Origin of the sequence: Fuerstiella sp., from assembly GCA_022447225.1 — a bacterium.
Lineage (GTDB): Bacteria > Planctomycetota > Planctomycetia > Planctomycetales > Planctomycetaceae > S139-18.
In genome coordinates this window covers 412,163-424,465 of the sequence record JAKVAZ010000001.1, presented here as the reverse complement: position 1 = coordinate 424,465, position 12,303 = coordinate 412,163, and the positions used below count along the sequence as shown (strand labels likewise).

The following is a 12,303-nucleotide window of genomic DNA, read 5'->3' as shown; positions in this document are numbered from 1 at the left end:
TTTCCACAATTCACGCATGAAAGCCAAACTGCGCAGCATTCACCCAACGAAATGACCTAACTGGATGATCGTCAATTCAACGCTGATTGGAAAAACCGTGATTGGTCGACTTCAGGAATCGCTTCCGGTTCGCGCCCAATAACTGCGTTTTCGGCAAATCACGGTATCAGCGTACTCGTGCAAGGATTTGACGGGGCTCAGCGTACAGACTTTGGAATAACAGAAAATTCCGGAAAAAGTCCTCAAGTTTGCCTTCTAAATAACACACACGATCCAATCCTGACTTCTGTGTTCGCGATCTGTTGTTTTTGGCAACCAATGGTCCGATGTATAATTTAGTTTCGATGGCCCTGTCTCAGCAGGAAGACTCGTAAAGCACGGCGAATTGCAGTACCGATTGACGGAGAGTACTTCTCGATGACAGCCCCGCATCAACTGCAGTTGTTACTTCGCTGCAATGACTCAGCCGTTCGACTCCGGAACTGAACGCTGAACAAGCCTCCGGGACAGTCGTGCGTCCAAAATTTTATCGATGGATGCTGCATCAGTTCCCGGACGTTGAAACGCCGTAGCGCACGGAATCGGTGCCATCCTCTTCAGGCCTCGTCCGGTCCATGAATTCCCGTTTGTGGTATTCCACCTGCTGGTTCGGAGTGTGATTCCGAACCTCTTCATCTGAAAGCTGGAAATGTCCGTCGGGACGAACAGTGAAAAACATGCGAAACCACAACATCCGTTCCACATTTTTCTGAGGTGAATGCAACTGGATCTCAATTCCCGTTTCGTACCACTCGAACAGCATTCCAAAGAAACCGCTCGGGATATATTTTACAGGTGCTAGGTCCACACCAACCGAACGAAACCCGTCACCTTCAATCAGTTCGGACAATACCTCTCGCAGGAGTGCCAGATCTGCACCGTCCCAGATCTCAATACGCTCGAGTCCCACGACCGCAGTATTGTCGTCCAGATGAATGTTCAGTCGTTGTCGTTTCTTTAAGTTCATTCCGCCGCTCCCTGTCAGGTTTGTCTGAAGGCAGCAACGCAAACACTGCACCACACCTGCAGGAACATGGCGAAATTAACTGAACATATTACAGGACAACAGTTTACGCCGTCTGCAGCGTTATAGTTCAAAATGAGTCTGTGTTGCCATCTGTTTCGTTTCTGAAACAATTGATGCTGGACAGTTGCGCAGCGTATCCATTGTTGCAGTCGTGCAACCCCAGATGAATTCTCATTCGCCGCAGCACATCGGTATGATCTCAGAATCCACTATTCACTCTGCCGCGTCATCGGGAATCGGAGAACTGGCGCATAAATTCGCCGTAGCGAATATACGGATGACTTAATGAGCACAGGAATTTTTTCTTGTCAACACTGTTCAACATCCATACAAGGTTGTTCGTTCTCCCGTGGAATCTGAATCTTCTTCAGCTGGGTGGAAACATGTATGGCAGAAGCTTCCATTCGTCTCAGCAGTCAGGATGAAGCTCGGGCACTGTTTGGGCCGCAGGATGAATATGTTCGCCGCGTGCGCGCGGCAACGGAAGCGAGCATTGTACTGCGAGGAAACGAGATCAGGGTATTCGGAACGCAGTCACAGGTCAGTAACTGCTGTCTGATTCTTTCGGAATGGCAGGGTGTTCTTGCCAGCAGCGGAGAACTTCTGCAAAGCGATGTCATCAGGAGCTTGAATCCCGACGTGAATGACGCCACCACTCAACAAATTTCAGCTGAAGAAGTTCTTCGTACCAGTGCCCCGTCGGACGCAGGGCCTCTTCGCGACCCGACAATAACACGACGGCATACATGTGTACACGTCGGGTCGATCCAGCCAAAAACGAGTGGTCAGCAGCACTACATGAAAGCGATGCAGGATAATGCACTCGTATTCAGTGAAGGCCCGGCCGGATCCGGAAAAACGTATCTGGCCGTTGCAATGGCTCTCCAGGCACTGCAGGAGGAAGAGGTGCGCAAAGTCGTCCTGGTACGACCGGCAGTTGAGGCAGGTGAGAAATTGGGGTTTCTGCCGGGTGATATGCAGGCCAAGGTCAATCCGTACCTGCGTCCCCTGCTGGATGCCATTAACGAAATGCTTGAATTTGATCAGGTCCGGCGATACATGAGCAACGATGTAATTGAAGTAGTACCGCTGGCTTTCATGCGAGGCCGGACACTGAATGACACCTTCATGATTCTGGATGAAGGTCAAAATACAACAGTGACGCAGATGAAGATGTTTTTGACCAGAATGGGGGTAAATTCCCGCATGGTAGTCACCGGCGATTCGACTCAAAATGATCTTCCACAGGGAACCCGCAGCGGTCTGATTGACGGAATGGAGCGACTTTCCGAAATTGAGGGGGTTGCCATTGTTCGGCTCACAGGAAAGGATATTGTGCGTCATCGACTCGTTCGTGAGATTGTTTCGGCCTATGACGATGGTTCCGGTTCCACCCGATAGCAGCAGTGCTGTTTTACTGAAAAAGGATTCCGGGACTGTTTTCTGATTCGTCAGACGTCTGACGAAGTTTGGCCAGCGAGGCGGACGTCACTCCGTCAGCAGTTAACGCAATGACGTTCTTTGGGACACGGCGTGCCCGACAAACACGAGTCTTTCGTCCGGCACATTCACGGTGGGAAAGACTGCTGGAGTCCCTGTGGGACTACAGAACCATCAAGCAATTGCTCATCGGCGTGGCTGCTGTTGTTGTATTGCTGGTTTCACTACAGGCGTGGAAATCGCGTTTTCCGTATCGTGAAGGGCAGTTCGTCAGAGACGGCGTGCTGTCTCGGGTCGACTTCAGCGTTGAGAATGTGCTGGAAACACGGCAGGCAAGGCTCAATGCCGAAGAAAATGCTGACCCGGTTTTTGTCAGGCACGACAATGTGATTGACGATCTGACAGCAACGTTTCGCGGTCATCTGAGCGCAGTTGCCAATGCTGGATCATCAGCTGAGCTCGATCCGTCAGTGGCTCAGGCATTTGGTGTGATACGGAATGAGTCAAATTTTGAACAGCTGCACACCTTGTTGAGGGATACTGTGTCCATCGGCGAGCTGCTAGATCAGCTGGCACTTGATTTTTCTCAGTGGCTGGGTGAAGCTCGTGTCGTTGGCATCCTGACAGCAGACGATCTGGACAACTGGCGTTACAACCTGCAGACCGGTCAGGAAAATCTACAAATTGCTCAGCGGGAACAGACCCGAATCGAGATTGTGGGTCCCGACGATCCACACCCGTCGCTAAGCTATGCTCCGCTGTCCAGTGTAAAACTTGACGAGCAGCTTCGGGATACCGGAACACTAGGTAAGGCCTGGACAAATTATGAGACACTTCAGCCGATTCGATCGTGGGTGGAGACATGGATTTCGGCCAGTCTGAATGGTCATCTGGTTTACAATGAAAAACTGACAAACGAACGCCGTCAGCAGGCAGCCGAAAGAGAAGAACCTCAGTACGATTTTTTTCCTGCCGAAAGCATAATTGTGCCGGCTGGTGCCCGGGTCACTCGCGAATACATGCGGCTGCTGGTTCATGAATTTGAAGCTTACGAAACGTTGATCACGAGTGGCCAGCGTATCCTGCACATACTGGGTGCTGCGCTGTTGCTGGTAGCGCTCGTGATTCTGATGAGCATGTATCTCGCCGGCTCTCAACCGGAACTGCTGAATGACCCTGGTCAACTCCTGGCTTTGATCGCAATCTGCGGCGCTGCTGTCGGCACCGGGAAAATCCTGAGTATCTGGCATGCGGAAGTCATTCCGGTAATGGCCACAGTAATTATTGTGGCCATTGTTTACAGTCGGGGCCTGGCACTCGTGACCGGATTTTGCCTGTCCCTTCTGGTGGCATTTGCAACACTGGAACGCCTGGACCAGTTTGCCTGCCTGATGCTGCTGTGCGTTACTGTGACTATTCCGCTGAACAGAATCTCGTCGCAGGCAACGATTATCAAAGTCGGATTCGTGGCTGCGGCTGTCGGTTTCCTGTCGGTGTGGGGTCTCAATCTGCTCCAGGCGAACTCTCTGGCCGGTGTCTGGCAAAACAGTGCCATCCTGTGGGACAGTCTCAGGCTTGCCTGCTGGTCACTGGTCTGCTGCTTTGTAGTCCATGGTAGTCTGACATTTATTGAACGCGCATTCGGAATTGTGACCGACATCAGCCTGCTGGGTCTCACGGATGTATCCCATCCGCTTCTGCAGGAACTGGCGCGTCGGGCACCGGGGAGTTACAACCATTCACTGAGTGTAGCAACAATCGGCGAAGCTGCTGCGGATGCGATCGGAGCTAACGGACTCCTGGTCCGAGTTGGAGCTTATTTTCACGACATCGGAAAAATGTTGAAGCCGGAATATTTTATCGAGAACATGATCGAGGGGCAGGAAAGCCAGCACGACAATCTGACGCCCGCAATGAGTGCCCTCATTATCATCGGACATGTCAAAGACGGCTCGGAGCTTGCCGAACAGCATAACCTTCCACAGCAACTCATCGACTTCATTGAACAACATCATGGCACCACACTGGTAGAGTATTTCTATCATGAAGCCGCGGCCCGCGCGGACGAGGACCATCGTACGGATGCGGACGAATCAACCTTTCGCTATCCGGGACCAAAACCTCAGTCCAGGGAAACCGGTGTCATGATGCTGGTTGATGCCGTGGAGAGTGCCAGTCGGACGCTCAGCGAGCCGACTCCCAACAGAATTCAGACGCTTGTGCGGGAAATCACACTCAAACGTCTGCTGGATGGCCAATTTGATGAGTGCGGACTCACCATGAGTGAACTGCGAATCGTTCAGAAATCAGTCGTTAAGACACTGCTGGCAGTCCATCACAGTCGTATCAAATACCCAGATCAAAAAACCGCCTGATTTTTCATCCGAAATGTTCCGGATTGCCGCATATGACGTATGAAGTCGATATCACCGCAACACCACAATTTCTCGACGTGGACCTCAGTGTGCTGCGACACGCTGTTGTCCAGGCGCTCCACATTGAGTCCGTTGCGGGGGCGGTACTGAGTTTCAGCCTGGTCGACAACAAGACAATCCATGCAGTCAATCACGCATATCTTCAGCACGATTTCCCCACGGATGTGATCAGCTTCCAGCTGGACTGGAGACACCCGACACGCAACTCTCCGAAAAGCGATGCGGAGAGACGCGCAGCAGGGGCTCACATTGAAGGTGAAATTATGGTGAGCGTCGAATACGCCGAATCGGAAGCCGCACGACTTGGATGGGAACTGCAGTCAGAGTTAACGCTGTATTCCGTTCATGGAATGCTGCACGTCTGTGGTTATGATGACCAGGAAATCGTGCAACAACAGATCATGCGTGCACGAGAAACATTCATTCTCGAACAACTGGGAATCCCAAAAATCCCGCGAGATCCGGATACGGCCATACAGTCTACCGAATTAACCCAGGATATTCTCGAGTGAGCGGACTGCTCAGGATACTGCCGACGTTTTCTTTTGTCGCTTTCATTTTTTTTCTGTCTCTGATGTGTTTCGCTCTTCGAGTTGACTCAATGCATCAGCTGGAACAGGTGTGTCGGAATCGTAAACGCCCGAACCGCGTCGGACAGATTCTGGCAATGCGTCAGTCGTCGCTGTTGATATTTGAGTTCCTTTTGATTCTGACCATCATCTGCGGCTGCTGGCTTGCCGTTCAACTGCCGGCATTTCAGTCGTTTCAATGGCCATCATCACAGGAACCACTCGTCGTCGTAGCCTGGGGATTACGACTGGCCGGCATCGCGCTGCTGGTATTTCTGTTTTGGATCGCACTTCCCCGCTCCATCGCTGGGGCCCTTGGAGGAGTACTGCTGTACCGCTGCTGGGGAGTTCTTGAAGTGACTCGTCGGCTGACGAGTCCGGTCTGGAACCTCGCCGGCCGCATCGATCAACTTGTATACCGCACCGCAGGTCTTGAGGACCCTGGAGCACAGCCGAGGCACCAACTTGCCGGCGAAATACTAACGCTTGTTAATGAAGGGCAGCGGAACGGCGTGATCTGGACCGGCGGTTCCCGCATGATCCACGGCTTGCTTAGTCTGCACGATACGGACGTCTCCTCCATTATGACTCCTCGTACTGACCTGATCACGATATCGGCCGACACCACACTGCACGATGCAGTTCATCTGATCATGCAATGTGGCTACTCCCGATTTCCAGTTATTCGTGCGGGAATTGACGATGTGATCGGGGTTCTTTACGCGCGGGATTTGCTCAGAAGTGTGGCGGACGGAGCCAATATGGCGAACGAGTTCGTGGAGAGCGTGGCGCGGCCGGCAGTTTACGTACCCGAATCTCAGCGAATTGACGCACTCATCGATGAAATGCAGGAAAAGAAGATCCAGCTGGCGATCGTAGTTGACGAATACAGCGGGGTTGCCGGCGTCGTCACGATGGAAGACATCATGGAAGAAATCGTCGGCGAGATTTCTGATGAATTTGACCGCGACGAACCAACGCTCATGCATCAGAAGGATGGTGTGATCGAAGCCGATGCGCGAGTTCATATTGATGACCTTAATGAACATTTTCTGCTGGGACTGCCCGAAGGTACTGACTTTGACACACTCAACGGGTTTCTGTTGTCTCGTTTTGGGCGAATTCCGGGGCAGGGTGAAACTTACCAGTGGCGCAATTTACGGCTTACAGTTCTGGAAGCCGATGAACGGCAACTGAAACGCGTACGACTGGAACAGCTGGATTCGTCTGTACAGTTTGCGGATTCGGACGCAAGCGTGCGTTCACGGAGACGGAACGTAAACGGCTGAAAACGAAATATCGGACTCCTGAGCTGCGCTGGTGTCTGTACGACGACCTTCAATACGAAGCCCCCAGGCTCTCCGTTCCGGAACTTTGACACGGACCGACTCATCAATGACAGTATCGCACTCAACTTCGGGAACGCCGGAAAGGGGTGGCGAAAACGGCACATGAACGTTGGCTCGTTTTTGTCCCGGGTCAAATCGAATGGCAACAACTCCTTCGATTAATTCCCCGCCGAACTCGTCGGTAACCCGCTCGAAGGTGGTCCGGCTCAGCGCATCCGTATCCTGAACATCGTTACTGTTTTTACGAGAACCGACCTGGCCCTGTTTTTCAGTTTTAAACGAAACTGTCGGCGGAATACTCTGACGCGTCACGCCGGACGTGCCTGGCCCGTCATACGGAACAGGTGGAATCCGGTTAGTTCGAGAGACATCGTGTTGAACGGTTGACTGTTGCCCGGTCAATTGATCTGGAACTGAAACCTTCTTCGTTGCCGGCTGAGGTTCAACAGCAGGTTCGTCGGGCACCGCTGCGGATTCGAATCTGCGTTTTCGTTTACTTCGTGGAAGAAGTTGTTCCTGATCGCGCCACCTACTGGGAGCCAGAGACGGTCGATCCGACTCCGGAACCACAATTGTCAGGTCTGTGGACCGCAACCAGTCCGAATTCAGTTCCAGTAGAGACTGGTCACCCAACCCGGCCATGCTGGCCTGCCGGAAATAACTGTGCCGATCTCGCGGTATACCAAAGAATTCTTCGGGTACCGGACTCATTACGGCAATGACCAGCAGTACAAACAACCCGGCCGTCAGCCACCAGCTCAGTGGAGACCCAAGTGGCATTGCACAGAAGGCAATAATACACGGAGGAAACAGCGTGGCCGCCCCCGCAGCCATGAGTGTAGTCGTTTCGGCAGATACACCACGAGCAGGATTGAACAGCATCCAGGCAAACAGGCTGACAAAAGAGGTAAACGCGGCCAGCAGGAATGCAATCGGTTCAGACGGGTCAATAATGTCCGTGTTCTGAGTCCGGCTGTTCCACAAAAGCATCGCCGTCAGAACCAGGCAAAGCCAGATCGAAGTCGCAACCAGCCGACGATTGCGCGAAGCACGTGACGTTGTCAGTTGCGGGGCCATCACATCCTGTCCGGTGAGTCGCGGTAACAATCTGCAGAAAACGGCGACTGATGATTGTAGATCGGTGGCATAATGGTGGGAACCGGGATCTGTTTCACGATACTTTCACGACACTCCGGCCGGCAGCATCTCGCGGGGCACCTCTCCCCCCGGAACCAGATGAACGGGTCGCCCGGACAGATCATTCATCGTATCATCAGCTCTCAGACCGACGGCGTGATAGACTGTAGCGCAAAAGTCTTCAACGCCGATCTTCCGTGACGTGGGATGCTCTGCCTTGTCGTTGGTAGTCCCAATGACCTGACCATGGCGATAGCCACCTCCCGCAAACAGAATACTCTGAGCCAGAGGCCAGTGATCACGACCCGCTTTTTTGTTGATCCGCGGTGTATGCCCGAACTCACCGGCCGTTACCACCAGCGTATCCTCAAGCATCCCGCGGTCTGCAAGGTCCTGGATCAGAACCCCTACGCATTTGTCATGTCGGGGCAACTTATCATTGAGTGCATTTTCTATGTTGCTGTGATCATCGAAATAACCGGTGTTCAGTGAGACAAAACGGACACCGGCTTCCACAAGCCTTCGGGACAGCAGTGCCTGTTCCCCCCAGCCAGGACCGTAACGTTCCTTGAGCCCGGGGTCTTCACCGGCCAGATCAAAGGCCTGGCGAACACGACCGGAAAGCACGATATCCAGAGCCTGCTGACCGACAGAATCAACGGCATCAAAATCAGTATGACAATCCACTCGACGTCTCAGAACATCAAACTGTCGCTGGAGCTGTACGCGATTGATCAGTCGCTGATTACTGAGCCCGTCAACAAGTGAAAAGCTTTTGTGGTCGCCGGCCGGTAGTCTGCCGGCCTCATTGCCGTAACTGAATTCCCCGCAGCGGAAAGGATTTGCATCGACTCCCAGCCATGCACCACCGTGAAAACCGAATCCTCCGTCGTTCATGTTGACTGCCGGCAACGACCCTGACTGAGTCGGACCCAGCAGGTGAGAAATGACGGCACCCATTGAAGGTTGACGCGGTTTGCGGTCAGTACTGGTAGAACCACGTCGTCCGGTAAGCATCCAGTGTGCGGCCGCCCAATGCTCTCCGTTTCCGTGCGAAAGACTTCGTATGACAGTGCAGTGCTGCATCACTTTGGCGTGTTCCGGCATCAGCTCGCACACATCAAGCCCGGGCAAAGCGGACGCAACAGGTTTCCAGGGACCTCGCACCTCCGCCGGGGCCAGCGGCTTCATATCAAAAGTATCAAGCTGAGAAGGACCGCCGTGCATCCAGATCAGAATGACAGATCGCTTTGGTTGGCCATCCGAAACATGCTGTTCTGCCCGTAACAGGTCAGTCAGCGAAAGACCAAACACGCTCAGTCCGCCAACCTGCAGGAATCTTCGACGTTCAATCCCATCACAAAGACTTCGGTTCGATTTACCGCTGATGGTCAGCATAGCTGGCCCCCAGTTCAGAGCAGATCGGAGACAGGTCACATTGCCGCAGTCGGATGGTGACGAGTTTAAAGTAAAATCGCAATTCCGTTTCGGTCAGGGCACCTGGGGTGGGCCTCAATCAGGTATCAGACGTGGATCTGATATACCGTGACGGTCGCTTCGGTGCAGGAGCCAGTCAGCAGAGAACTGCCGATTGGACAATGCTGACTCATGGAGAGTAACATGGAAACATGGCACGTTCCGGCATTCAATTTGCATTACCTCTGTGATTCGGCAGCAGAAACAGCATGAAGCGGCCGGGTTTGTATTGCTTTGCTGCAGGGTTTGCAGGAATAGTGCTTATCTCCCCGGAGGTAACCGATGACATTTCGCATCCATTTGTGACGCCGATTCAACGGTGGAAGAATTTTTTTCGCCCGACCATGGCCCTGAGGTTCTGCAAGTGCAGTACCTGAAGGCTGCTCAGGATCCAATCAGCCGGGTGAAGAGTTGCACAGTGACTAAACAATCTAAAATTCACCAGTGCCCGCGGTAACAGCGATTTTGATCATAGAGCCGTGTGGCCCCTGCTGACTATGGTTTTGACGATGCAGCTCAATCTGTGTTACCACAGCGTTCATCACCGTCTATGAATGAAATTCCTGAGAAAGAAACCGGAGATCGACTATGAAAGAGATACCAGTTTCGGTGCGATGCAGATACCCGTCGGGGGGGCTCGACTTTTCAAAATCATACCAGATTTACTGTATGGACATTTGATTCAGCAATTGTTGATTCATGTCGTGTTTTTCAGATTCGCCCTCGTTCGGGGCAGGCTGCACTTAGTGATCCCTGATCATGGACAAACGACAAATTGGACCGTTTATTCTGGAGGAGCAGATCGGTATCGGAGGAATGGGGGTGGTGTATCGGGCGAACTACCCGAAAAGTAATAAGAAGGTTGCTGTCAAAATCCTGTCACCAGGCCTGATAGAAGATCCGAAACTCCTCAGCCGTTTCGAACGAGAAATCAAAATTCTCAAACGGCTCAGTCATCCCAATATTGTTAAGTACTACGGAGGGGGCACAGAAAATAATCAACGGTACTACGCCATGCAGTTCATCGATGGCGGGTCACTGCAGGAAATGATTAAACAGCGGGGACGACTCACCTGGGAACAGGCGATTCATGTGGGTCGTCAGGTCTGTTCGGCTCTCGAACACGCGCACAATGCCGGTATCATTCATCGGGATCTCAAACCGGCCAACCTGTTTCTGTCACGCAAAGGCCGCCTGATGCTGGGCGATTTTGGGATTGCACGTGACACCGAAGCCACCGCACTGACGGCGGCCGGAAAAACCGTTGGAACGTACGCTTATATGGCCCCGGAACAGATCAACGGGGCACATCCGATCTGCGGCAAAACGGACCTCTATGCACTTGGGTGTCTGCTGTATGAGGTACTGGTTGGTGAGACGCCGTTTGTATCGGATAACCCGGCCGAGATGCTCATGCAGCACATCAATGACGATCCACACAATGTGACAGAATTTGCTCCGGACTGTCCGATCTGGCTGGACCGTCTTGTAGATCGAATGCTGTCTAAAGATCCTGACAACCGCCCGTTTGATGCACTTGCCGTCCATACCGAACTTGGCGAGATTCGCGAAAAAATCGCTGCAGGAAACAGCGTGACTGCCACAGTCCCTGCCTCACAGGTTGACACGCGCATCGACAGGGTTCATCCTCGCAAAAAGAAAAAGAAAAGGAGGGAAAACGTTCCGGTGCATGAGCAAACATGGTTCCTTGCAACCTGTCTGCTCGCACTCATCGGAGTGACGACCTGGTTGCTGTGGCCGGAAAGTGTCGCTTCCATCCACGCCAGAGTAAAAGTGGTTATGAACGCCGACACCACGGAGTGGAACGTCAGAAGAGAGTCACGCGGCGATTGTTTGGCAATCGTTGAGCGCGCTCCTGACGGACCATATGCAGCCGATGCCCGCATCTGGATCGACGAAATCAATCTGGAAATCAAAGAACACCAGATGGAGAAGAAGGCTGACGGATTCGGAGATCTGGAAAACCCCTTCGAACGGGAATACGTAAGGGCATACAAACTGGAAAAGGACATCGATCCAAACCCACTGGCAGCCATTGAACGTTATGACAACGTGATTCAGCAGCTGGACGCATTCACGCCGGAACGACTGGAGACGGAAAGTCCGCCGTATGCACTCACGATGGATGAGTTCAGGATCTGGAATGTTATCTTTGCCAAACGACGCAAGGAGGCTCGGACACAACTGCTCAACAGTGATCGCCTGCGTCTGCGTGGCCTGTTTGCCACTCGAATGAAACAAGCCGAACAACTGGCCACCGACGGTGAAGATGAACAGGCTCAGAAAATCTGGGATGTGACCATAAGACTCTATCAGAACGTCGACAGTGTCTCTGATTTTCTGCGTTATGCCATGCTGCGCTGTAGAGGTCAGGACGCCGAAATTCCGGCAGTCAACGCCGCACAGGAACAACCCTAGACGGAAAAAAGCACCAACGACGAATATCCGCGTAGTACAAAAGGATCTGTGATTTCGAATCAGCCGGGTGCTCGTGTCCTGCTGAGTGCAGCTATTCCGCTATTCACAGAGCGTCCGGGTTGCAGTCAGAGAATTTCCGGAGAGCGGGCATGGTCCTTGTTTCGTCTGCAGGGGACGGCGAAGAGAACTCAACTAACTCCTTTGTTACAGTCTGTGAAACAGCGTCATCGGGTTCCCGGGGATACAAACAGGTAATGTCCCACGACATGGTTGTGTTCTCGGTGAACGTTCATCCTCCTGGTTTGTGTGGTCCGTTAACGTCGAGCAGCATGATTGGCTGGACAATCCGTAACTGCTGCACCAGTATGGTCGAGACGAGTCATTCCAGCCGA

Annotated in this window: 8 protein-coding genes; 5 read left to right on the top strand and 3 right to left on the bottom strand. The window is 52.7% G+C overall.

Annotated features, from left to right (window positions below):
- Positions 1-544 precede the first annotated feature (544 nt).
- Positions 545-1,006: a hypothetical protein gene (locus MK110_01540; protein MCH2209957.1), complete on the bottom strand. Its 462-nt coding sequence runs from the start codon at positions 1,004-1,006 to the stop codon at positions 545-547.
- 447 nt (positions 1,007-1,453) lie between these two features.
- Between MK110_01540 and MK110_01535 the strand changes: the two genes are divergently transcribed.
- The 4 genes from MK110_01535 to MK110_01520 all read left to right on the top strand — a co-directional run bounded on the left by MK110_01535 (position 1,454) and on the right by MK110_01520 (position 6,799).
- On the top strand, positions 1,454-2,467 hold the full coding sequence (locus tag MK110_01535; protein ID MCH2209956.1) for a PhoH family protein: 1,014 nt from the start codon (positions 1,454-1,456) through the stop codon (positions 2,465-2,467).
- A 110-nt stretch (positions 2,468-2,577) separates the two neighbouring features.
- Positions 2,578-4,881, top strand: coding sequence for an HDIG domain-containing protein (locus tag MK110_01530; GenBank protein MCH2209955.1), 2,304 nt, complete (start codon positions 2,578-2,580; stop codon positions 4,879-4,881).
- Between the two features lie 32 nt (positions 4,882-4,913).
- Positions 4,914-5,453 carry an rRNA maturation RNase YbeY gene (gene ybeY / locus MK110_01525; GenBank protein MCH2209954.1) on the top strand — a complete coding sequence of 180 codons (540 nt, stop codon included), beginning with the start codon at positions 4,914-4,916 and terminating at the stop codon, positions 5,451-5,453.
- Positions 5,450-6,799 (top strand): hemolysin family protein, encoded by a 1,350-nt coding sequence (locus MK110_01520; GenBank protein ID MCH2209953.1) that lies wholly within the window; start codon positions 5,450-5,452, stop codon positions 6,797-6,799. The genes ybeY and MK110_01520 overlap by 4 nt, the downstream gene beginning before the upstream one ends.
- Here the strand turns inward: MK110_01520 and MK110_01515 are convergent.
- Positions 6,773-7,936: a hypothetical protein gene (locus MK110_01515; GenBank protein MCH2209952.1), complete on the bottom strand. Its 1,164-nt coding sequence runs from the start codon at positions 7,934-7,936 to the stop codon at positions 6,773-6,775. The two genes, MK110_01520 and MK110_01515, sit on opposite strands and share 27 nt — an antisense overlap.
- A gap of 105 nt (positions 7,937-8,041) precedes the next feature.
- A complete protein-coding gene (locus MK110_01510) occupies positions 8,042-9,394 on the bottom strand; it encodes a DUF1501 domain-containing protein (GenBank protein MCH2209951.1) in 1,353 nt (450 codons plus the stop codon).
- An 837-nt stretch (positions 9,395-10,231) separates the two neighbouring features.
- Between MK110_01510 and MK110_01505 the strand changes: the two genes are divergently transcribed.
- Positions 10,232-11,911: a serine/threonine protein kinase gene (locus MK110_01505; protein ID MCH2209950.1), complete on the top strand. Its 1,680-nt coding sequence runs from the start codon at positions 10,232-10,234 to the stop codon at positions 11,909-11,911.
- Positions 11,912-12,303 lie beyond the last annotated feature (392 nt).

Bases quoted from the DNA above. Each gene is read 5' to 3' on its own strand.
- MK110_01505 (MCH2209950.1), top strand. From the start codon at position 10,232: ATGGACAAACGACAAATTGGACCGTTTATTCTGGAGGAGCAGATCGGT.
- MK110_01535 (MCH2209956.1), top strand. From the start codon at position 1,454: ATGGCAGAAGCTTCCATTCGTCTCAGCAGTCAGGATGAAGCTCGGGCA.
- MK110_01530 (MCH2209955.1), top strand. From the start codon at position 2,578: ATGACGTTCTTTGGGACACGGCGTGCCCGACAAACACGAGTCTTTCGT.
- ybeY (MCH2209954.1), top strand. From the start codon at position 4,914: ATGACGTATGAAGTCGATATCACCGCAACACCACAATTTCTCGACGTG.
- MK110_01510 (MCH2209951.1), bottom strand. From the start codon at position 9,394: ATGCTGACCATCAGCGGTAAATCGAACCGAAGTCTTTGTGATGGGATT.
- MK110_01515 (MCH2209952.1), bottom strand. From the start codon at position 7,936: ATGGCCCCGCAACTGACAACGTCACGTGCTTCGCGCAATCGTCGGCTG.
- MK110_01540 (MCH2209957.1), bottom strand. From the start codon at position 1,006: ATGAACTTAAAGAAACGACAACGACTGAACATTCATCTGGACGACAAT.